Origin of the sequence: Flavobacterium sp. N1994, assembly GCF_025947145.1 — a bacterium.
Lineage (GTDB): Bacteria > Bacteroidota > Bacteroidia > Flavobacteriales > Flavobacteriaceae > Flavobacterium.
Map to the genome: position 1 here is coordinate 1,041,608 of NZ_CP109999.1, position 22,812 is coordinate 1,064,419.

The following is a 22,812-nucleotide window of genomic DNA, read 5'->3' on the forward strand; positions in this document are numbered from 1 at the left end:
GTTTATTACACAATTCAATAGCTTTTATTTAATAGCTACAAATTTTGCAATGGTTTTTTTTCCTTGACCAAATAAAGTAAGAGTTTCGCCTTCTAATTTAAATTTAATTACTTGAACAAGCATCGCACCGAATTTATCTTCTAATGTCATATCAGGGCAAGCCATTCTTGTCATAATAACTTCTGAAAAATCTAATGTGTCTGATGAGGGCATAATATAATTTCCGGCGATAGAATTACAGCCTGCATAAGCGCTAAATCTGGCGTCTTTTGAATTTAATTTTAGGAAATAAACTTTCTTTCCTTCTTGAGTAACTTTCGTTTTATTGAGCGAAATTAATTTCCATTTGGTCTCTGCTAAAGTATATTTCCCAACGGCTGGATTCACCTTTTGAATCACTGTTGTTGTGGCCATCCTACTATTTAAATCAACGGTCGCTTCATTATTTTCTTCAACAGTTTCTATAGAAGAAGTATCAGTAGGTTGTTTTGATAAAATATACTCATCAGTTAAACTCCCTGAAATCTTTTGACCCGATAAATCTAGCTGGGTTAAAGTATTTTTTCCAACTAAGTATTGATTGGGTGCATTTTTTACATCGGTTAGGATGATTATTGTCTTTTTTTTATTCCAAGCAAAATTTCCTTTTTGAATGTAGACTTTAGCTCCTTTACCTAAATATTTTGTTGCTACAGAATAAGTCGAATTTTCATTTATTGCAATTACTGTTTCCAGCCCATCACAATCAGCGCAAGGAAGAATTCCTTTATAAGTTCCAACATAGTTCAATGGATATTTAGCATTTAGGGAAGATATACTCTTTGAATCTTTACCATTATTATTTGAATTGCTCTGTTTTTGGCAGCTTACTATAAAAACGAGTGCTACTAGTAGAATAGTTTTTTTCATGGAAGTACTATAAGTTGCTCAAAATTATCAAATCATATCGTAAAATAAAGTTAAATAAAATGCATTTTTAACAATAGGCTAAAAAACTTATCTTTGAGCACTCGATACCTTTTATCGAGGATAGGCAAGAAAATTAAAAAAACATGAATCACTTACAATCCATAATAGAAAAAGCTTGGGAAAACCGAGAATTATTGAAAGACGAAACTACTTTAAAAACCATCCGTGAAGTCATAGCATTGCTTGACGCAGGTACTTTACGTGTTGCAGAACCAACAGCCAATAGTTGGCAAGTAAACGAATGGGTAAAAAAAGCGGTAGTAATGTATTTTCCCATTCAAAAAATGGAGACTTGGGAAGCAGGAATTTTTGAATACCACGATAAAATGTTACTAAAAACAGGGTATGCCGAAAAAGGAATTCGAGTTGTTCCGCCAGCCACTGCAAGATATGGAGCCTATATTGCTAAAGGTGTGATTTTGATGCCAAGCTATGTTAATATTGGGGCTTATGTTGATGAAGGAACTATGGTTGACACTTGGGCTACTGTTGGAAGCTGTGCTCAAATTGGTAAAGATGTTCATCTTTCTGGTGGAGTTGGTATCGGTGGTGTTTTAGAACCTTTACAAGCAGCTCCAGTAATTATAGAAGATGGGGCTTTTATAGGTTCCCGATGCATTGTGGTGGAAGGAGTTCGTGTTGAAAAAGAAGCGGTTCTTGGTGCCAATGTTTGTTTGACGGCCTCTACAAAAATTATTGATGTTACAGGAAGTGAACCAATTGAATACAAAGGGTATGTTCCTGCACGTTCTGTTGTAATTCCTGGTAGCTATACTAAATCTTTTGCAGCGGGTGAATATCAAGTACCTTGCGCTTTAATTATTGGTACGCGAAAACCTTCAACCGATTTAAAAACATCCCTCAACAATGCTTTGAGAGAATATGATGTAGCAGTATAAAATAATATATAGTGACACTTAGCAGTGCTTACTTGAAATAAAATAAATTGATTAGCTTTACAACCATTTATAATTTTTAAAAAAATACTTATGATAGACAATTATGTATTTAACCCCAAAAGCCCAAAGTATTATGTCAAAAAATATTTAGACCATCACATTGAACGGTTTAAAAATAAAATTGTCATTGATTTGCCAGCTGGAAATGGAGTAACTACAGAAATTTTATTGATGAATGGAGCAAAACCAATAGCGTTTGATTTATTTCCTGAATATTTTATGCTAGAAGGAGTTGAATGTAAAAGAGCTGATATTATTGATAAAATCCCAGTTGAGGATAATTTTTCTGATTTCTTAATTTGTCAAGAAGGGATCGAACATTTTAGTGATCAGTTAAAAGTATTTAAAGAATTTAATAGAGTGATTAAGAAAAATGGTGAATTAATAATTACCACTCCTTCGCAATCCAATTTGGCTTCAAAATTTAGTTATATGCTTTTTGAAAGTGAAACTACTAAGTTGATGCCTCCTAACGAAATTGATGATATTTGGATGTCAGATAAAGAAGCTACAACCGAAATTTATTATGGTCACATTTTTCTTGTTGGACTTCAAAAATTAAGAATGCTCGGAAAATTATCTGGCTTTAAAGTTAAAGAAATACAATATTTAAGATTGAGCAAAGGTTCCCTAGTATTGTTTCCAATAGTTTATCCTTTTATTTTTATAAGCTCATACCTTAGATACTTCAAAAATTTAAAGAAAAAAAAGGAAGTCCCTACAGCTATCAAAAAGGAAGTATATCGTGAACAATTAAAAATAAATTTGAGTGTTAAAAATCTTTTGACCAAGCACACTTTTATAGTTTTTGAAAAAGAAAAACAATTAAATGAAATAGATTTTAATTTTAAATCGACTATGAAATCCTTTGATAAAATAATGTAACTATTTAATAAATTCTTGATATTTCCATTTAAATGAGAATCGGATTTGATGCCAAAAGATTTTTTCATAACAAAACTGGTTTAGGAAACTATAGCAGAAGTTTGGTTAAGCTATTATCTGATGCTTATTCTGAAAATGATTATTTGCTCTTTAATCCGAAACAATCAAGTAAGTTTTCTTTACAAAATTACTCTTCAAAAGTAATCGAAGTACTTCCTTCAAATATTTTATTCAGAAAACTGAGTTCGCTTTGGCGTTTGTATTTTATTTCAAATGACATTAAAAATCATAGTATAGAAATTTATCATGGTTTGTCAGGAGAATTGCCGATTGGTTTAAATAATAAAACTAAAAAGATAGTTACAATACATGACTTGATTTTCATTCGTTATCCTAATCTATATGGTTTTTTTGATAGAAAAATATATTTTTGGAAATTCAGATACGCAGCAAAAAAAGCTGATTTAGTTATTGCCATAAGTGAACAAACTAAGAAAGACATTGTTGATTTTTTAAAAATTAATCCAGCGAAAATTAAAGTCATTTATCAAGGATGCCAAGATGTATTTAAAAAAGAATACACTCTAGAGGAAAAAAAAGCAGTAGTTGAAAAACATAACTTACCAGAAAAGTTTATTCTAAATGTTGGTACAATTGAAGAACGAAAAAATTTGTTCACTATTGCAAAGTCGATAAAAGATATTGATATTCCTCTTGTTATTATTGGTAAAAAAACGTCCTACTACAATGAGATTCATCAATATATTATTGACCATAAAATGGAAAAAAGAGTTTACCATTTGAGTAAACTAGATAACAAAGAGCTTGCCATCATATATCAATTAGCCACTATTTTTGTTTACCCCTCTATTTTTGAGGGGTTTGGAATTCCAATTATTGAGGCTTTATATTCGAAAACTCCAGTTATAACAACCAAATCAGGCGTTTTCCCAGAAGCTGGTGGTCCTGATTCTATTTACATTAATCCAGACAATGCTGAAGAATTAAAAAAACAAATTATTTCGTTGTTAAGTAATGAAACATTGAGAAATGAAGTAGCTGAAAAAGGATATCAATTTGTGCAAAAATTTAATGATCCAATAATTGCTGAACAATTAATCAATTGTTACAAGGGTTTGTTATAATGTAAATCAAAAAGTTTGGCATATTTGATGAAACTGCTGTAAGAAGCCAACATGCTCCAAATAAAACCTTCATAACCATTCATAAAATTTCTTTGAAAAAAATACACTCGAATAAATTCAAAAGGAAATTTTACAGCTACTTTGAAAACAGAAACTTTTTTATTTTTCTCAAATAAAAACTCACCTCCTAAAAGAGAATATTTTGTTTGTTTTTGAACTGCATTACCAAAATCGAATACAGTGTAATGAAGCATTTCGCTATTTAATTTACCTAATTTTCCTTCAACCACTATAGTTTCATGAACTTTATTCTCAATAAAAGAGCCTTTAGTTTTATCAAAAAAACGAAGAATAGGTTTCTTGTTTTCAGACCCATAACGAAAAATTTTATTTAAAAAAACATGAGTTCTAGGAATTAAATATCCTGAAAAATTGTTTCCGTTTAAATCTAGTGATTGAATTTCATTACACAGTTCCTCCGATAGTATTTCATCAGCATCAAGAGATAAAACCCAATTATTAGTAGTTTTGTTTAAAGCAAACTGTTTTTGTATACCGTAATTTTCAAAATCTTTTAAATAAACCTTAGCGCCATATTTTTCACAAATGGCCACGGTTTTATCTGTGCTTTTTGAGTCAACAACAATGATTTCATCTGCCCAAAGCAATTTTTTTAGACATTGTTCAATGATCTTTTCCTCATTGTAAGTAATAATAAAAACCGAAATTTTATGATTCATTATAGATTGTTTTATTAGATCTTGAACTTTATTTAAGGTAATCTATTAGTTTAAATTACTTGCTTGAACATTATCCAAATGTCTATCAATTATTGAGTTGTAATAATTCTGAATAAATGATTTACAGAAGACTTCAATGTATTTGAATTCTTTTCTGTTTTCTTTGATTAAGTTTCTAGTGTAATTCGAATCTGTTTTGTAATAATACCCAGTTACTTTATCACCACTAAATGTACATATATAATCACCATACATAAATTGATATTGGTTATTTATATAATTAACCACGAAAGGTTTTACCTCATTTGTATTGAACAAACTTCTACCCCAACTTCTGAAAGGCTTGTCATAATCTAACAAATCCAATATAGTAGGATAAATATCTATTTGTTGAGCCCAATCTTTATTAATTCCATTAAATTCTGGGTTCCCAGGCATGTAAATAAGGATGGGAACAGCGGATTTATTTAACGTTTTAAAGTATTCATCGTAATAAATTTGATTGCAATGATCGGCGGTAATTACAAAGATGGTATTGGAAAACCATTTCTCTTTTGATGCTTTTTCAAAGAATTTTTTTAATGAATAATCGGTGTATCGAATACATTTATGAAGCGGAACATCACCTTCTTTAAATTGATTTTTAAATTCTTTAGGAACTTGAAATGGATCATGAGAAGAAACTGAAAAGACAGTAGCAAAAAATGGCTTGTTCTTTTTAGACAAAGTGGCATCCATGTATTGGAAAAATTTATGGTCCCAAATTCCCCATACCCCGTCAAAATCATCATTATTATTGTATTCATTCAGACCATAATAGTGTTGAAAACCTAAAATACCACATAATCCTAGGAAACTCATAGAACCATTGGGTGCTCCATGAAAAAACGAAGTGTCGTATCCTTCTTTATTCAGAACGGAAACAACCGATTCAATTTTAGTATTTATATAAGGTGAAGTAGTAAAAGCCTCTTCAAAAGAGGGAATACCAGCTAAAACAGAAGGCATGGCATGTATTGACTTGACTCCATTAGAATAGGCATTAGTAAAAATATAACTTTTCGTTGCTAATGAATCTAAAAAAGGAGTGTAACTGACATAATTCTTTATGTGTTTGTCTTTGTTGAATGACCCTAAATATTCACGCCCAAAACTTTCCAAAATAAAAACAACTACATTCATTTTTTTGAATGGCTTTCCAACCTCGGCATAATTTTTTATGGGTTGGATAGTAGTCTCAATTGCATGTTGGGAAACATAATTTTTTTTATTAAAACTTTGATCATCAAGTGTTCTTATCACACAAAAACTAGTATTTAAGACAATGTCGGATTGTGCTCTATCGTTTACATAATTGTTTGCATCTATGATATTAATAGGTCGATTGGTAACATCTAAAGAGCCTCGAATACCAAAAAAGGCAACCAAGAAAATTGTCAAGGTAATAACTATAGAAAAGAAATAAAACTTTGCATTGGTAACATAGTGGTTTTTTTTAGGCTTTACTTTTTTAAACAAAAAAATCCAAAGGATAAGTAAGACAAAGAAATAAACATATACATACCAATAATTCACCAAAAAAGTGGATAGTAATTTTATTTTATTTGGTTCATTTTCAATGCTTTCAAAAATATGAGACGTACTTCTTGCCAGAGTAAATTTGTAGTAAACTATATCAACACAATTAAATATTAATCCAATAGTGTTAGGAATAAAATAGAAATACGATAAAACTCTCTGGTATTTTTTATGGCTTAAGAACTTTAATGGAATTAAAGAAAATAAGATAAAAAGAATATTCAAGTAGATGATCGAAACCGTATCAAACTTTAAACCATAAAAAAACAATAAAAATAAATCTTGAATTCCCGATTTATCAATATGCAAGGAGTTAGAGTTATGCAAAACAAATAAAATACGGGTAATGGTATTAAGCAAATACAATAAAAGTAACCTGTATGCTAAAACCTTGTATTCATTGATTCTAATATAATCTTTCATGTTTTATTATAACTTAATGGCGTTCGAATATAATGAACATTTTATTAGTTCTTAATTCCGGTTTCAATTTTAGTTATTTTATTTTTTTTATTAAACTTTCTGATGGCTAAATTTTGCTTTATCCCTTCGGGATCTACATAACTTCTTGAATGGTCTAAATGCAGACAAATGGCAATGTATCTAATTTGTTTTGATAGTAATCCGTTATTAAATAATCGTTCTCCCATTTCTCTATCTTCTCCGCCATAATGTAATAATTCATTAAAACCATTTATAGCAAGAATATCTGATTTGAAACCCGATGAATTATGTCCATTCCAAGAACGTTTTGTAGGAGTGACCCAATTCATAAAAGCCGAAAAATAGCTGTTATGAGTGAGTTTTGTTAATTTAAAATTGATTTTTAATCCGTTCTTTTTCAACCATAAAATCTTAAAACAATCTTGGCTAATGATATCATTTTCAGAAATTAACTTTGAAATGGACATTGGTAATTTAAAATAGCCTCCCGATAAAAAATAACCCTTTTCTTTATTTTTTAGATGATTTTGAACAAAATCTTTTCTCGGAATACAATCGCCATCAGTAAAAATAAGATATTCGGAAGTGCTTTTTAGTATGGCTTTATTTAAAATTTTAGTCTTTTGAAAACCATCATCTTCCTGCCAAACATGAATTATAGGATACTTAAATTTGGATGCAAAACTCTCAACAACCTTTTTAGTTTCGATAGTAGAACCATCATCAGCAACAATAACTTCAAAATCCATTTCTGTTTGAACACTAAATCCAGTCAAGACTTTTCTTAACCAATCTTCTGAATTGTATGTGGTCATTATTATGGAAGCTTTCATCAAAATTATTGAAAAGTGAAAATACTATATTTTTTAATACTACTTATAAAAAGCTTTTCTTTTTCTAAATTATTAAAGTAGTTCGTAAAGTATTTTCAAATTTAAGACTACTATTTCATTTCAGAAATAAATTCTTTGAAGGTAACAAAAGAGTAATTTTCTTTTTTCAACCATTCAATGAATAAATCCATACGATGTATCATTGAAACACCAGAGTTTTTGGAGACATATCCGGGAAAATTAAATCTCTCAGGCTGATTTAAGTTAGTGAATTCCCATGGATGAAAATATAAATTAAGGTAACCATCTTTTTTTAAAGTTTGCTTGCATAAAAATTCATAAATAGAAAGAGGCAAGTTATGAAACGACAACCAAAACAAAGGAAATCTAATTATCGGGCTAACAGAGGCAGGTATTTGTAATACTCCTTTTTCCTTAAAAAAAGTTCTCGGCTTTTTAAAATTATTATACCTCCCGGGAATGTAGGTAGGATTTAATGATGAGTTGTATTGATAACCTGCATTAAAAATTTCTATTTCATCAACAGGCTGCATTCTTGGCATTCTAAATCCATGAACTTCTTGACCTGTGAGTTCTTCCAATTTTTCTCTAGATAATTTTAAATGTTCTACCTTAAAATCGCTATGATAATAATTATGAGAGGCTATTTCATGACCTTCATCAATAATTCTTTTGATAATTTCGGGAGCGTGTATAGCGAAGGTAGCTGTAGAAAAAAAAGTGGCTTTTACATGGTGCTTTTTCAAGATATTTAAAATAGCAGTAGTGCCCTCAACAGATATACTTATTTGGTCAATAAAATCTATTGATTTATTATATTCTAATGGTAAGTCAAACTCTTCAATATCAAAACTTAGCAATACCATTGTTAGAAATTTTTTGTGTCGATTATATAATTCGGTCTATCTTTTGCTTGCATAAACATTTTTCCAATATAAATGCCAATAACTCCAAGCATGATTAATTGCAGCCCTCCAAAAAATACGATAGTCATAATTATGGAAGACCATCCTGGAACTTCAAGATGATGTATGATGGAATAAATAATGTAAGGAATATATAAAATGGACAATCCAGAAAAAATAAAACCGATATAAATTGCGCTATAGAGAGGCTTTGTACTAAAAGAAGTTATACTGTAGATGGCTAATTTTAAAAGTTGCGATTTTGAGTAATTAGTCTCTCCTTTCAATCTTTCGTTTGGAACATATTCAATTCCTATTTGATTGAATCCAACCCATTTCACCATTCCTCTGAAAAACAATTCACTTTCATTCATCGACTTTAAAACGCCAATCACTTTTTTATCTAATAATCTAAAATCTGAGATTCCATCTTCTAAATCTAATCCCGAAAGCATATTTAAAATTTTCCAAAATAATTTTGAAGATAATTTATTAAAAAAAGAAGCGTGTGGATTATTCCCTTTTCTGTGCGCATAAACCACATTATAGCCTTCTTCATACTTTGAAATTAATTCTGGAATAAGCGAAGGTGGATGTTGTAAATCTGCATCCATAGTGATAACAAGGTCCGATTTAACACTATCAATACCCGCTTTTAGAGCATTGTCTTTACCAAAGTTTCTCGAAAAGGAAATGTATTTCAAGTTAGCATATTCCTTAGCACTTGACTCTAAAACTTCTAACGTTTTATCTGAACTTCCATCATTTACAAAGATTACCTCCCAATTATAAGAAGTAAAACTTAAAAGAGCTTTTTGTATTTCTTGATATACCGGAAGTATATTATCAGCTTCGTTGTAGGCTGGTATTATTATCGCTATTGTCTTCATCTATTGTTGTTTCAAATTTTAAAGTCATCAATTGATATACTATTACTAACCAGATGACTATACAAGGTATTGCTTTTAAAGAATATTTTCTAACATAATTTTCTACTATAAAATTTGGAAATAAATCCGTGTGGGATAAACTTGTTAAAATTATGGCAAATATAAGCAAACCATTTACCCAACCTCTTTTTGGTAGCGGTTGTTCTACATACCAAATAGCAACCCCAACAAAAGCGATGATGTAAGTTGGTGATTCTGAACCTGAACTAAAAATTACAGTAAAAATTAAAACAGAAGCTAAAGTTAAAAGTCGGAATTTAGAATTAGCATAAGCTTTAAATCTCAAATAGGGTAACCCAAATAGTAATAATCCTCCTAACAGGAAAGGGTAATTAGGTATAGAATTATCATTTGTTACTCTTCGAACGACACCCATAACAGAAAAATCTTGATACGAACCTAAAACAGCATTAACATCATTTTTGATTACTAAGGCATTATACCATTCTACATATCTATCTAAAATATATTGTGGTGAGGAAATTAGCATCGGAAGAACAAAACAAAGTAGGCTCCAAAAAACCAAAGACCAAATAAACTTTATTTTATTTTTTGAAAAGAAGAAAAAAGCAAGCCCTACTATACCATACAGCTTTATAAAAGTCCCAACAGCAATCAACATAGCTGCCCAAAAATCTTGTTTTTTTTCAATGAAAACATAAGTCATTATTATGATGTAAACCATGATTGGATTCACTTGAAAACTTTGTGCAGTAATCAAATATTCATTCAAACAAATCCAAAGTATAATAACAACATTGATTGACTTTATAGGTAACTTTTGAATGGCTGATAAAATTAAGATGGTTGTAAAAACACTCCACAAAAGCAATCCAAAAAAATTAGGCAGTAAGGCAAATGGCGCTATAATTAAACTAAAAACGGGACCATACAAGTTAATATCGAAATACAAATCAGGATAATGAGCGTATAAAGGCAATTGATCATACACATGCCAAAACACATTTTTATAAATCAAATAATTATTATACTTATCTCTGAAAAATTTGGGTAAAATTGCTATTATATTGACTACAAGCCATATAATAGAAATATTTCTTTTGCTTTTAAAAAAAGGTTTGTCAAAAAATAGTAGAATTTTATTAATCATAGTAATAATTTGAGGCAGATAAATTAAAAACCCATTTTACAAATTTATTAATTAATTTTGTAAGTTATAGAGCCAAAAAATAAATGTATGAATTATAATCATCCTATAAATTCTTTTAAAGGAAAATTAGACGAAAATGCTGTTTTTTCAATTTTAATACCCACTTGGAACAACTTAGATTTATTAAAAATTTGTGTCGAAAGCATTGAAAAAAATTCTCATTTCAAACATCAAATAATCATACACATTAATGAAGGCACTGATGGCTCTTTAGAATGGGTTAAAGCCAATAATTATAGTCATACTCATAGTGATCAAAATGTTGGGGTTTGTTATGCTCTTAATGCATTGGCTAAATTAGCAACTAGCAATTACATATTGTATATAAATGACGATATGTATACTTGTCCCGATTGGGATAAATACCTAATGGATGCCATCCAAGAACAAGGCGATGAATATTTCTATTTTTCTGGGACAATGATTGAACATACTGGAAAAAGCAATAAGTGTGTTTTATCACCCTATGATTTTGGGACTACTGCAGATAATTTCAAAGAGAAAGAGTTATTAGATTTTCTAAAAACTGCTAAAAAATCAGATTGGTTTGGTGCTTCATGGCCTCCTTCCATTGTACACAAAAAAATATGGGATAAAGTTGGCGGATATGATATTGAGTATTCACCAGGATTTGGCTCTGATCCCGACTTTAGTATGAAACTTTGGGACGAAGGTGTTCGAAATTTTAAAGGGATTGGTAAATCTTTCGTGTACCACTTTCAATCTAAGAGTACAGTTAAGGTTAAAAAAAATAATTACAGAAAAACATTTGCTTCAAAATGGGGAATAACTTCTAGTTATTTATATAAAACCGTTTTAAGACTTGGTGATAATTATGATGGAAAACAATTAGTTCTAAAGAAAAATTTTAACTACTTTATAAATAAACTGAAAGCCTTTTATTTAACAATAAAGTAGAAACTATCTTTTAAAATTTAATAACAATTTACAAGCAATGAGCGACATCAATACAGAAGTCCATAACGCATTCGAGATTATTCAAAGCGGCGGCATCATCCTCTATCCTACTGACACTGTTTGGGGAATAGGATGCGATGCTACCAATGCAGAAGCAGTAAAAAAGATTTATGCTTTAAAACAGCGGGAAGAAACTAAAAGCATGATTGTGTTGATGAATGGTGAAAAAATGATGTATAACGTGTTCAAAGATATTCCAGAAACAGCATGGCAAATCCTAGATTTATCCGAAAAATCAACAACATTAATACTTGACAATCCAAGAAATGTAGCTCCAAATATCATTGCAGAAGACAAAACACTTGGGGTAAGAATAGTGAAAGAACCCTTTTGTTTCAAACTGATGGAACGCATGAAAAAACCTTTGGTTTCTACCTCAGCAAATATTTCGGGGATGTTTACTCCAAAGTCTTTCAAAGAAATTGATTCCGAAATTATAAAAGGTGTAGACTATGTAGTAAATTTGCACCACGAAAAAATTTGCGATAAACCATCAACTATTATTAAACTCTCGTTAGATAATCAAGTGAAAATAATTCGCAAGTAACTTATTATACTTAGTGTCAAAAAACTACAAAATAGCATTAGACAATAAAATTTTTGAAATCGTTTCAAAAGCATCACAAGAACTTAACCTTGAAAGTTATGTCATTGGTGGCTTTGTTCGCGATTATTTGTTGCAACGCGATTTTAAAAAAGATATTGATATTGTTGCCATTGGCTCTGGTATTGATTTGGCTTTAAAAGTTGCTGAATTGTTACCAAATAAACCAAAAGTTCAAGTTTTCAAAAACTACGGAACAGCGATGTTGCGTTACAAAGAAATCGACATAGAATTTGTAGGTGCCCGAAAAGAAAGCTATTCTGAAGACAGCAGGAATCCAGTTGTTGAAAACGGAACGCTTGAAGACGACCAAAACCGTCGTGATTTTACCATTAATGCCTTAGCCTTTTCTTTAAATGAAAAGAATTTTGGAGATTTAGTGGACCCTTTTGATGGTTCAACCGATTTGGTAAACAAAATCATTAAAACACCTTTAAATCCTGATATTACTTATTCTGACGATCCTTTAAGAATGATGCGTGCGATTCGATTTGCAACACAGTTGAACTTTGTTATAGAAGCCGAATCTTTAAAAGCCATTGAAAGAAACAAAGACAGAATCAAGATTATTTCTGGTGAACGTATTGTAGATGAGTTAAACAAAATCTTATCCACAGAAAAGCCTTCTATCGGATTTTTACATTTATACAAAACCGGACTTCTAGACATCATTCTGCCTGAATTGACAGCATTAAATAACGTTGAAGAAATTGAAGGTCATACACATAAAAACAACTTTTATCATACCCTTGAAGTGGTTGATAATATTTGTCCGAATACCGATGATGTTTGGTTGCGATGGGCTGCTTTGTTGCATGATATTGGAAAAGCGCCAACTAAACGTTTCAACAAAAAACAAGGCTGGACGTTTCACGGACACGAATTTTTAGGTGGAAAAATGGTAAAGAAAATCTTTGAAAGATTACACATGCCATTGAATCAAAAAATGAAATTTGTATCCAAAATGGTGATGCTAAGTTCAAGACCCATAGTACTTTCGGAAGATCTTGTTACCGATTCTGCAGTGCGCCGTTTGGTATTTGATGCTGGTGAAGATGTTGATAATTTAATGACCTTGTGCGAAGCTGATATCACAACCAAAAACCCAACCAAGTTTAAAAAATATCATAACAATTTTGATATCGTTCGTCGTAAAATCATCGAAGTGGAAGAGCGTGATCATGTCCGTAATTTTCAACCTCCAATTTCTGGGGAACAAATCATGGAACTATTCAATTTAAAACCATCTCGCGAAATTGGAATGCTAAAAGAAGCTGTGAAAGAAGCAATTCTTGAAGGTGAAATTCCAAATGAGTATCAAGCGGCCTACGATTTTGTTTTGGCGAAAGCCGAAAAAATGGGATTAAAAAAAGTTGTATAAATTGATAGTAGATTAACTATTGTTGAATGCAAAATTTGAGACTCAATAACTAATTTTGCAAAACATTTTAATAGAAATGAAAAAAGATAAATCGGTTATTTACTGGCTACTTTCAGGTTGTGTTTTAGTATTTTTAATGGTAGTGGTTGGAGGTATTACACGTCTAACCAATTCGGGACTATCAATGACGGATTGGCATTTGGTTACCGATACTTTACCTCCTTTGACAGATGCTAAATGGAATGCCGCTTTTGAAGAATACAAGAAGTTTCCTGAATATCAAAAAATAAACGTTCATAACGATTTTCAGCTCACAGATTATAAATTCATATATTTCTGGGAATGGTTTCACCGTTTTATAGGTCGTATCATCGGACTAGTATTTGTCATCCCGTTTGTCTATTTCCTAATTAAGAAACGTATTGACAAAGAAACATTAAAAAAATGCTACATCCTCCTCGGTATGGGAGCTTTACAAGGTTTCTTTGGTTGGTTTATGGTAAAAAGCGGTTTGGTGGATAATCCTGATGTGAGTCATTTTCGTTTAGCATTGCATCTAACGTTTGCTTTTATAACGTTTGCTTACACTCTTTGGGTATCGCTTGATTTGATTTATCCAGAAAAAAAAGAAGTCATTGTTCCGTTAAAAAAACTAGCTCGAATCACATTTGTTTTTCTTTTAATTCAAATCATTTATGGTGGATTTGTAGCCGGTTTAAACGCTGGATTGATTCACAATCATTGGCCTTTAATGAGCGACGGACAGTTTTTTCACGACAGTATTACATTAGAAAAAGATTCGTGGATAGCCCGATTTACAGAAGGCAAAAGTGGAGTTCAATTTGTACACAGAACTATGGCCTATGTTGTGGTAAGTTTAATTCTATTCTTATATTTTAAAAGTAAAAAATATCCACTTTCAAGACAACAACAAAATGGATTGAATGCTTTGGTTTTTATCGTCTTTCTACAGTTTACTTTAGGAGTTTTTACGTTATTATATAGCGTTCCTCTTTGGTTAGGATTAATTCATCAAATCACAGCTTTCTTTTTATTAACGGCGATGACCTACACATTACACAGATTATCAAAATAATACGCTTACCCAGACTATATTGTCGCATTTACTCGTTTACCAACTTAAATGTCTAAACTTGCTGCTCAAGATAAATTTATAGATTTATCAGATTATGGAAGATCTTTCGGTAGATTTTTCGCCTATCAATTAAAAAATACTCGCTTTACCCCTATTCATGTTACCTTGCTTTTCGGGCTTTCTGGTTTGATTGCTATATATTGTATTCTGACTAATCATTATTGGCTTGCCGGATTTTTTATCTTATTAAAATCAGGGATTGATGCTGCTGATGGTGAATTAGCTAGACTAAAACAAACACCCTCTTATTCAGGGCGCTATTTAGATAGTGTATTTGACATTATTTTAAATTTTATGTTTTTAATGACGATTTGTTATGTTTCAAAAACCACATTTTGGTTTACTTTTTTGGCTTTTATTGGTATCCAATTACAAGGTACTTTATACAATTACTATTATGTAATTCTGAGAACAAAATCGGTTGGAGGCGATTCAACAAGTAAGATATTTGAATACAAAACGCCGAAAGCATTACCAGGAGAAAGTCAAAAATCTGTCAATATTTTATTTGGAATTTATACCATCGTTTACGGCACCTTTGACAAAATTATACATGCATTAGACCAAGATGCCTATAAAGTAAAGACATTTCCAAATTGGTTTATGACATTACTTTCTGTTTATGGATTAGGTTTTCAACTACTAATCATCGCGATAATGTTACCATTAGGTTGGATAGAATATATTGTTCCTTTTTTTATTGCTTATACGTTATTGATTTTTGCTTTGATTGGGATTCGTAAAAAATTAATACTGTGAATTATATAATATCGATTTATAATTTTATAACACCTATTGCTTCTAAATTAGGAAATTTACGGTACATAAATTTTAAACTATAAATCATGCCGAATTCAAAAGAAATTAAAGGAGACTGGGAACAATTAAAAGGAAAATTGAAGCAAAAATATGCTGAAGTAACTGATGATGATTTGCTTTATGAAGAAGGCAAAGAACAAGAAATGTGGGGAAGATTGCAGGAAAAAATAGGAAAGACTGAAAAAGAGATTAAAGCCTTATTTGATTAAAACAAATAAGACTTTAATTATTTCAAAAATGTTGAATCAATGAAAAAGCCTCTGTAAATTGAGGCTTTTTATGTCTAATTTGTGTTTTCTGGATACTTTTATTTGACAGTGAGTATATCCAATAGTAGCATATATAATATGTTAACTATAACCTTTTAACCCAACCATTCCTTAAAATCATTGACTCGTTCTCGAGCCACAATTACCTCATCGTCTTTGTACGATAGTAAAATAACTTTTAATCTTGAGTTGCTGTAAATCTGAATTTCTTTGATACCTCTCAACGGGACAATGAATTTTCGGGAAACACGGTAAAAATCTTTAGGATCAAGTTCTGTTTCGAGTTGTTCTAAAGTGTTGTCTAGTAAATAATCACGGTTATCAAAGGTATGGAGATAGGTTCCTTTGTTTTCGGAATAAAAACATTCTACTTCTTCTATATTAATCATCTTAAGCTGTTGACCCATTTTTATGGTGAAACGTTTTTTATAGTTTCTATCCATCGGGTTTACCAACATTTTCTTTATCATTTCAAAGTCGAGCGATAAATTAGGTAAGCCACTATTTCTTGCTTTGAATTTATTGACAGCGATTTCCAAATCATCTTCATCAATAGGTTTCAACAGATAATCAATACTGTTTAACTTAAAAGCTCGCAAAGCATATTCGTCATAAGCAGTAGTAAAAATAACAGCACTTTTGATATCAATAGTTTCAAAAATTTCAAATGACAAGCCATCAGAAAGCTGAATATCAAGAAAAATTAAATCAGGATGTGTATTCGAATTGAACCAATGAATAGCTTCTTCAACAGAATGCAAAAGCGTATTGACTTCTAAGCCTAATTTTTCAACTTTACGTTGAAGCAATCGTGCGGCAGGCTTTTCATCTTCTATAATAATAATTTTCATTTTCTATGAATTAGGTTTTTTGTTGCATACTTTTTAGACCAATAAAAAATTAGCGGTGTTAAAATTACAGTTGGCAACAACCAGGCAAAAACAGGAGGTAAATAAGTATTATTGACTACCAAAAAAGCCGTTAAAGCAGCAATATAAGCTCCAATCATTCGTTGAATATGGATTAAAAGCCAATAGTTTTTTATTTTGATATCTCCTTGATATATGGCAATATCTTTTTTAGCCATTAGAATACTTATTGTCCCAAAAACTAATAAGACCAAACCAAAATTGGTATCATTTGCAAGTAAATAAATACCATAAACAATAAAGAAAACAGCAAAAAGAATCATCGAAATAGTTAATGTCCAATCTTCTCGTTTTGGATTCTGACCTTTATCTAAACTTTTTAAAGCCAAAATTCGTTGGCCAGTTGCCGTCATATAAAAAGAGAAAACAGCAATAATTAGCAAAAATAAATTTTCGTGTAAAATGGACATTACAAATCCTGCAACAGCATTGATTATCATTGAAAAGAAGAAAAAAACTCCAACTTGTCGATGTGGTTTGTTTCCTTTTTTTCTTGTCACATTTAAAGTTCCTGTAATAAGACCAATACAACCCGCTATGACATGAATTACGAGTAAAATTTTAAATACTAATTCCATCTTTTATATTAAAAATAAACTGTTACTGATAACAGAACCAATTCATTTATTCCCATTTATTTTGCTTTTCTTTTTCCATTAATTCTTTGATCTTTCTTTCTTCCCAATCTTTGCCTAAAACCATTGTTGGCAAAAATACAGAAAGACCATGACCCAATAAACCTATTCCCCAAAAGAAGACCGTATTAAAAGTTTGCCAGCGCCAAAAATTTTCATTGACATCAATGTTTTTATATTTAACAATTAACAACATGGCATTGATTACTATATATACAATCAAATGCGTATAAAATCCTTTAATTCGCTTAACTCTTTTAAGGGCTTGTTGGTATTTGATTTCGTCTGGAGTGTAATTGTTATTCATATTTATTGCCTTTTTCTTTATCTATAAATTCTTTTATCTTTTTTTGTTCCCAATCTTTTCCTAGGAAAGGTGAAAAGTTAAACGCTTTTAATCCGTGAAACAACAATCCAATTCCCCAACCTAACATCGGCCAAAAGAACCATAAATTTTGAGGTGTATATTTTAGATTGATAAATAATAAAATGAGCATAACTAAAACAAATGAAAGTAAGTGGCCATAAAAGCCCCTGATTTCATCTACCTGCTTTTTAGCACGTTGGTATCTTTCATATTCTTCGTTATACTGTTCCATGATTAATTCCATTTCGTTTGTTTGTCTTTGTTCAAAATTTCTTGAATTTTCTTTTCTTCCCATGATTTACCATAACCAAAGGTTTCAAAGGCATGAAAAATTAGTCCCATTCCCCATCCACCCATAGGGAACCAAAACCATTGAAATCCTCCACTTTGCAGATTGATGAATATTAGAACCGGAATCACACAGCAATAAGAAATCAAGTTGCCGTAAAATCCTTTGAGCTTTTCTACTCGGTCTTTGGCTCTCATAAAAGCCATGTTTTCGTTGTATATATTTTGTGTTTCCATAAAAGCAATTTGTTTTGTTAATATTGGAATTTTTACTTTAAAATAAGCTTCGTTTTCTTCAATCAGCACTTTACGTTCCGAAATTAGTCCGTAACGGTTGACAATATTTTGAAGGCCTACTCCTCTTCTATCTTGGAGTACTTCTTTCTTTTGCAGATTGTTTTCTACTATGAGATAATTGTTTTCAATATAGATTTTAATATGCAACGGTTTATTCTCGCTAACAATATTGTGTTTAATAGTGTTTTCTAATAAAAGTTGTAATGATAATGGAACTACTTTCGCTTCAAGATTATCAAAATCAGTGGGGATTTCATATGTGATACTGTTCTCAAAACGCATTTTTAGCAAGTTCATATAGGTTTTGGCGAAAGCCAATTCCTCTGAAACCGAAACTAATTCTTTATCCTTTTGTTCTAAAACATATCTATAAATTTTAGATAAGGAAGTGGTGAAACGCTGCGCATTATCGGGATTTTCTTCTATCAAAGAACTCAACACATTCAAACTGTTGAAAAGGAAATGGGGATCGATTTGATTTTTTAAGCTTTCAAACTGTGCCGATACCGTTCCTGCAATAATCTTTTGTTCTTTGACTTTGCTTTCGTTGTATTCCTTATAAATATAAAAGATATAAAAACAAAGCAACACAATAAAGGCCATGGCTGAGGCAAAAACATAATTGGCAAGTTTTTCATTGGCCCAATACTTTTGGAAAGTACCTCCTTCTATTACAACATCCGTAAAAATCCGCAGTAAAAAAATAACAAAAATCGTTACTATAAAAGAGGTTACAAAACCCACAATCATTCTTCTTAATGAAAACCGTTCAGCAGCAAACTTCTTATCGAGGTAAATAAACACTAATCTATTGGAATAACCCAACACAATAGAGTACAACATCGTATACAAAAACAGTACTCCAAGTTGGCGGTTGAATTCAATTTTGTCACCATAAATAATATTCAAAAGAAGAATGACAAGAAAAATAATTATGCCAATTCCTATTGATCTTAGAACCTCTCTTAGTCTGAATTTCATCATTTTCTTATTTACTTTTTTCGCCTTTGTAAAGTGCCGATGCCAAAAATCCTACACCCATTCCAACCATAGTTCCCACTCCACCACTATCAAACGCTTCTCCAATTCCCATTCCTATGAACATACATCCTATGAATATATACCAATCAATGTGATCTCTTTTTTTGTCTTGACTTTCCATGATTAAAAAACTTAAAGATTTAGATTATTTACAATTTTTCAATGTTTCTTGTGCTCTATCTAATCCCCAACTTGGATGAAACGGACTTTCAGGTTTAAAGTTAGCAAAAAGTTCAATTGATTTGGCTACTGCTTCGCACATTGGTTTGGTATCCGATCCCCAGTATTTAGCACCACCTATTTCAAACTCAGCTTTGGAGAATACCACTCTTGGATTTTTAGGGTCTATAATTAAGGCTTTGTTGTATTGTTCCAGAGCTAAACCAGAATATTTTTGTCCATTGGTCATTGGATCTTGAATTAATATAGCCGTGTAAAGCATGGCCTGAACTACCATAATTTCAGGATTATTTGGACTAATAACTGTTGCGTTGTCTAAGGCATTCTGCGCTTTGGTTAAAAGTGCTGGTACTTGTGTTTTGTCTTTGGCACCAAAAACATCAATAGTGCAAATAAAAGCGATGTAGTAATTAGGTAACCAATTAGTTTTTTCAACTGATGCAATGCGTTCAAAAGTGGCTACTGCTTCAGTGTCTTTTCCTTGCCCCCAAAGTTGCATGGCTTTTCCCATTCCTTGTTCGTATTGGGTTTGAGCGGATAATAATGAACAAATAAATAAAGCGAAAGATGTGATAATTGTTTTCATGTTATTGTTTTTTTTTGGATTGATTAATTGAAACCTTGTTTTTAATTCTGATGTAAAAATATTGTGGATTTGCTTCTGATAAAATTTATACTTACTGAACTGTTGATTTTGATGGATGAATTGTTTTATAGTTGTTTACTGTATTACAAATTCTTCAACTGATTGTCTTTCTTATTATCACTAATCGTCCAAAAGAACCCCACAAAAAAGAATCTATCTGCTGTAGGCGTAATGGCTCTCCTATCGTACATACCACTTGCATTTTGAGTAGTAGCATACTGATAGCCAAAGATGTTTTCTGTCGCTAAAACATTAGAAACTGAAAAGTACAATATTTTTTGTTGAGATAATAAATACGCCCAATTGAAACTTAAATTGCTATAGGTTCTTGTTGTTCCGTTCATAAAAGCAGTTTGATTAGGGTCGTTGTAAGGTCTGCCAGAACTAAACTGTTGTGTAAATCCTACTTGTGATTTCCAGTCTGATATCCAATATTTGGTAACCAATGACAAACTGTGATTAGACACGAAACTTGGCGTCACTTCGGCAGTGAAATTTTTATAATCTCTTTGGGTATCGATATAAGAATAGGAAATCCAATACTCTAAGTTTTTGATGCTATTGCCATCCCTCCAAAATAAATCTAATCCTTTAGCATATCCTTTTCCATTATTTGAATACTGAGAATTAAACTGTGCCGATGGGGTATCATATTTTACTAAATCGGAATATCCTTTAAAATAAACTTCAGCTCTTAAGGTAGTACTGTTTTTAACATATTGGTAATTCAGAATATAGTGCGCTGCCTTCTCGGTTTTAAAATCATCTGAATATTTCAAATAGTCTTGTTTAGGTGCTTGTTCAAAAGTACCATAAGCAAAAGAAAACTGAGAGTTTTTAGAAATTTTATAAGCTATAGAGGCACGTGGTGACAAGCTGTTTTCCCTGATATAATTATTGTTAGAAGCTCTCACACCTACTTTGGCAGCGAAATTTTTCGAGAAGAAAATATCAGCTTCCGTATAAATGGCTGCTATACCCGCATTGTATCCACTTTTGAAAGTTGTGTTATAGTTTTCATCAAATTTGGTGATAAAATAATCCGAACCAAAATTGAGTTTTATTCTGTCAGACAATTTCTTAGTAAGTTTAAATTTTAAATGAGAAGCGTGCTCTGCATTGCTTATATCATTAGCATCAATGGCTATTTTATTTTGACCATAACCATAACTTAAGCCTGTAAATATTTGCCAATTCATTCCAAAATTACCTTTATAAGAAGAATTGAGATAAAAATTATTATTTCTTAAATTAATTCTTACTTTGTTGGGTTGGTTAATATCCTCTTGGTTCAAATCAAATCGTGAGGCATCAAACGCAGCATAAAATTTGAATATCCCATTGGCAAAATTATAACGATACACAGACTCTCCTGATAGCGATTGAAAAGGTTTGTTCCAATCTACATTTTGTGGAATCGCTGCTTGATAGGCTGCTAAGTCGATGTATGCTGTATTTACGCTTAAAGAAGATTTATTCCATTTTTGCGTATTGCTCAAACCTAAACCAACAGTCATAAAGGAAATATCCGTTTTGTTTTGAGTGGCTTCATCTTGTGTGTTTAATAATAGAACACTTGACAGAGCTTCCCCATATTCGGCTGAATACCCTCCAGTAGAAAATGAAATTCCACTAAACAAAAAAGGAGAAAATCGACCACGAGTTGGCAAATTATTAGTCGATGCCCCATAGGGTTGCGCTACTCGAATTCCGTCAACAAAGGTTTGCGTTTCATCGGCTTCACCACCACGAACAAACAATCGACCATCTTCTCCAACGTTTTGTGTTCCTGGTAAAGTTTGCAAGGCTGCAATAATATTTCCAGCAGAACCTGCAGTAGTAACAATATCTAATGGTTTCAAAACCGAAACTCTACTTTTTTCTCCAGCACTAAATGTTCCAGCAGTAACAACAACGGCATCTAATGTATTGACGCTTTCTTTAAGTTTAAATGTTTTGTCTTTGCAGTTACTAGCATCAATAGCCACTTTTAAGGTTTCAAAAGTTAAGAAACTAATCACCAGAATTTGATTTCCTGAAGCTGACGTTTGGAAAGTAAAATTCCCTTTTTCATCAGAAGATGCACCGTCATAAGTACCATCGATAAAAACATTAGCTCCAACAACTGGTTTGCTTTTTTCATCGACTATAGTTCCTGAAATGATTTGCTGAGCATTGCTTATAAAAGCAATAAAAAGAAGTGTTAAAGTGTAAAGCGTCTTCATATGTTTATGTTTTGATGGGCCAAAGTTGCATCAAGAGTTAAAACTATACAATTTAAGTTTACTGAAATGTTATTTTTTAAGGATGAACTGCAAAAAAAAACCTATTCGATTAAGAATAGGTTTTTTCAGTTTGAATTATTAATTATCTGACAGGATATTTATCTTTAAAGAACACTACGAATTAAGTAGTATATCTTGATGTTTTTCTAACTTTATAAGGCTAAATTAGTGGAATACTATTCCTAATTATAACTTAATCGTTAAACTACCTCAATACTCGATAGAGTTACAATTATTCAATTTTTGGTGCATTTCATCGATGTTTTTTTTATGTAATTCAAACTCAAAACATTGCCTTTTTTTTTAACAATTTAAATCAAAAAAGTATGTTTTTTAA

24 protein-coding genes are annotated in these 22,812 nt (G+C 31.2%); 9 read left to right on the forward strand and 15 right to left on the reverse strand.

All coding sequences use genetic code 11. The annotated features are described in order from the left end of the window. Positions 1 to 24 precede the first annotated feature (24 nt). Positions 25 to 909 (reverse strand): copper resistance protein NlpE N-terminal domain-containing protein, encoded by an 885-nt coding sequence (locus tag OLM53_RS04770; RefSeq protein WP_264521904.1) that lies wholly within the window; start codon positions 907 to 909, stop codon positions 25 to 27. A gap of 143 nt (positions 910 to 1,052) precedes the next feature. Here OLM53_RS04770 and OLM53_RS04775 point away from each other — a divergent pair, with 143 nt between their 5' ends. The 3 genes from OLM53_RS04775 (at position 1,053) to OLM53_RS04785 (ending at position 3,958) form a co-directional block, all read left to right on the forward strand. Continuing rightward, on the forward strand, positions 1,053 to 1,868 hold the full coding sequence (locus OLM53_RS04775; protein ID WP_264521905.1) for a 2,3,4,5-tetrahydropyridine-2,6-dicarboxylate N-succinyltransferase: 816 nt from the start codon (positions 1,053 to 1,055) through the stop codon (positions 1,866 to 1,868). A gap of 90 nt (positions 1,869 to 1,958) precedes the next feature. Further along, on the forward strand, positions 1,959 to 2,813 hold the full coding sequence (locus tag OLM53_RS04780) for a class I SAM-dependent methyltransferase (RefSeq protein ID WP_264521906.1): 855 nt from the start codon (positions 1,959 to 1,961) through the stop codon (positions 2,811 to 2,813). 32 nt (positions 2,814 to 2,845) lie between these two features. Further along, positions 2,846 to 3,958, forward strand: a complete 1,113-nt coding sequence (locus tag OLM53_RS04785; protein WP_264521907.1) for a glycosyltransferase family 4 protein — start codon at positions 2,846 to 2,848, stop codon at positions 3,956 to 3,958. Here OLM53_RS04785 and OLM53_RS04790 read toward each other — a convergent pair. The 6 genes from OLM53_RS04790 to OLM53_RS04815 all read right to left on the reverse strand — a co-directional run bounded on the left by OLM53_RS04790 (position 3,940) and on the right by OLM53_RS04815 (position 10,540). Then, positions 3,940 to 4,698 carry a glycosyltransferase family 2 protein gene (locus OLM53_RS04790; RefSeq protein WP_264521908.1) on the reverse strand — a complete coding sequence of 253 codons (759 nt, stop codon included), beginning with the start codon at positions 4,696 to 4,698 and terminating at the stop codon, positions 3,940 to 3,942. The genes OLM53_RS04785 and OLM53_RS04790 overlap by 19 nt on opposite strands. A gap of 45 nt (positions 4,699 to 4,743) precedes the next feature. Beyond that, positions 4,744 to 6,699: an LTA synthase family protein gene (locus OLM53_RS04795; protein ID WP_264521909.1), complete on the reverse strand. Its 1,956-nt coding sequence runs from the start codon at positions 6,697 to 6,699 to the stop codon at positions 4,744 to 4,746. Positions 6,700 to 6,743: 44 nt separating this feature from the next. Then, a complete protein-coding gene (locus tag OLM53_RS04800) occupies positions 6,744 to 7,553 on the reverse strand; it encodes a glycosyltransferase family 2 protein (RefSeq protein WP_264521910.1) in 810 nt (269 codons plus the stop codon). A 110-nt stretch (positions 7,554 to 7,663) separates the two neighbouring features. Further along, the gene (locus OLM53_RS04805) at positions 7,664 to 8,440 is read right to left on the reverse strand and encodes a polysaccharide deacetylase family protein (protein ID WP_264521911.1); all 777 of its coding nucleotides are present in this window, start codon (positions 8,438 to 8,440) and stop codon (positions 7,664 to 7,666) included. A 2-nt stretch (positions 8,441 to 8,442) separates the two neighbouring features. After that, positions 8,443 to 9,369 (reverse strand): glycosyltransferase family 2 protein, encoded by a 927-nt coding sequence (locus OLM53_RS04810; protein WP_264521912.1) that lies wholly within the window; start codon positions 9,367 to 9,369, stop codon positions 8,443 to 8,445. Beyond that, entirely contained in the window at positions 9,326 to 10,540 is a 1,215-nt protein-coding gene (locus OLM53_RS04815; protein WP_264521913.1) for a glycosyltransferase family 87 protein, read from the reverse strand. The genes OLM53_RS04810 and OLM53_RS04815 overlap by 44 nt, the downstream gene beginning before the upstream one ends. A gap of 87 nt (positions 10,541 to 10,627) precedes the next feature. On the opposite strand from OLM53_RS04815, the gene OLM53_RS04820 reads away from it, so the two are divergent. From OLM53_RS04820 to OLM53_RS04845, 6 genes are all read left to right on the forward strand, one after another. Next, positions 10,628 to 11,518 carry a glycosyltransferase family 2 protein gene (locus OLM53_RS04820; protein ID WP_264521914.1) on the forward strand — a complete coding sequence of 297 codons (891 nt, stop codon included), beginning with the start codon at positions 10,628 to 10,630 and terminating at the stop codon, positions 11,516 to 11,518. 37 nt (positions 11,519 to 11,555) lie between these two features. Next, positions 11,556 to 12,125, forward strand: a complete 570-nt coding sequence (locus OLM53_RS04825) for an L-threonylcarbamoyladenylate synthase (protein WP_264521915.1) — start codon at positions 11,556 to 11,558, stop codon at positions 12,123 to 12,125. Positions 12,126 to 12,138: 13 nt separating this feature from the next. After that, positions 12,139 to 13,563, forward strand: a complete 1,425-nt coding sequence (locus tag OLM53_RS04830) for a CCA tRNA nucleotidyltransferase (RefSeq protein WP_264521916.1) — start codon at positions 12,139 to 12,141, stop codon at positions 13,561 to 13,563. Between the two features lie 76 nt (positions 13,564 to 13,639). Then, a complete protein-coding gene (locus OLM53_RS04835; protein ID WP_264521917.1) occupies positions 13,640 to 14,659 on the forward strand; it encodes a COX15/CtaA family protein in 1,020 nt (339 codons plus the stop codon). Positions 14,660 to 14,707: 48 nt separating this feature from the next. Further along, a complete protein-coding gene (locus OLM53_RS04840) occupies positions 14,708 to 15,478 on the forward strand; it encodes a CDP-alcohol phosphatidyltransferase family protein (RefSeq protein ID WP_264521918.1) in 771 nt (256 codons plus the stop codon). A gap of 86 nt (positions 15,479 to 15,564) precedes the next feature. After that, the gene (locus OLM53_RS04845; protein ID WP_264521919.1) at positions 15,565 to 15,747 is read left to right on the forward strand and encodes a CsbD family protein; all 183 of its coding nucleotides are present in this window, start codon (positions 15,565 to 15,567) and stop codon (positions 15,745 to 15,747) included. Between the two features lie 155 nt (positions 15,748 to 15,902). Here OLM53_RS04845 and OLM53_RS04850 read toward each other — a convergent pair whose 3' ends face one another. From OLM53_RS04850 to OLM53_RS04885, 8 genes are all read right to left on the reverse strand, one after another. Further along, positions 15,903 to 16,658, reverse strand: coding sequence for a LytR/AlgR family response regulator transcription factor (locus tag OLM53_RS04850; protein WP_264521920.1), 756 nt, complete (start codon positions 16,656 to 16,658; stop codon positions 15,903 to 15,905). Continuing rightward, positions 16,655 to 17,314, reverse strand: a complete 660-nt coding sequence (locus OLM53_RS04855; protein ID WP_264521921.1) for a hypothetical protein — start codon at positions 17,312 to 17,314, stop codon at positions 16,655 to 16,657. Before OLM53_RS04855 ends, OLM53_RS04850 begins: the two co-directional genes overlap by 4 nt. Before the next feature lie 46 nt (positions 17,315 to 17,360). Further along, a complete protein-coding gene (locus tag OLM53_RS04860; RefSeq protein WP_264521922.1) occupies positions 17,361 to 17,678 on the reverse strand; it encodes a 2TM domain-containing protein in 318 nt (105 codons plus the stop codon). Beyond that, positions 17,671 to 17,982 carry a 2TM domain-containing protein gene (locus OLM53_RS04865; RefSeq protein ID WP_264521923.1) on the reverse strand — a complete coding sequence of 104 codons (312 nt, stop codon included), beginning with the start codon at positions 17,980 to 17,982 and terminating at the stop codon, positions 17,671 to 17,673. Before OLM53_RS04865 ends, OLM53_RS04860 begins: the two co-directional genes overlap by 8 nt. Next, on the reverse strand, positions 17,973 to 19,304 hold the full coding sequence (locus tag OLM53_RS04870; protein ID WP_264522420.1) for a 2TM domain-containing protein: 1,332 nt from the start codon (positions 19,302 to 19,304) through the stop codon (positions 17,973 to 17,975). Before OLM53_RS04870 ends, OLM53_RS04865 begins: the two co-directional genes overlap by 10 nt. A gap of 7 nt (positions 19,305 to 19,311) precedes the next feature. Then, entirely contained in the window at positions 19,312 to 19,485 is a 174-nt protein-coding gene (locus OLM53_RS04875) for a hypothetical protein (RefSeq protein ID WP_264521924.1), read from the reverse strand. Between the two features lie 24 nt (positions 19,486 to 19,509). Then, positions 19,510 to 20,130: a hypothetical protein gene (locus OLM53_RS04880; protein ID WP_264521925.1), complete on the reverse strand. Its 621-nt coding sequence runs from the start codon at positions 20,128 to 20,130 to the stop codon at positions 19,510 to 19,512. A gap of 143 nt (positions 20,131 to 20,273) precedes the next feature. Further along, entirely contained in the window at positions 20,274 to 22,415 is a 2,142-nt protein-coding gene (locus OLM53_RS04885) for a TonB-dependent receptor (RefSeq protein ID WP_264521926.1), read from the reverse strand. Positions 22,416 to 22,812: the final 397 nt, after the last annotated feature.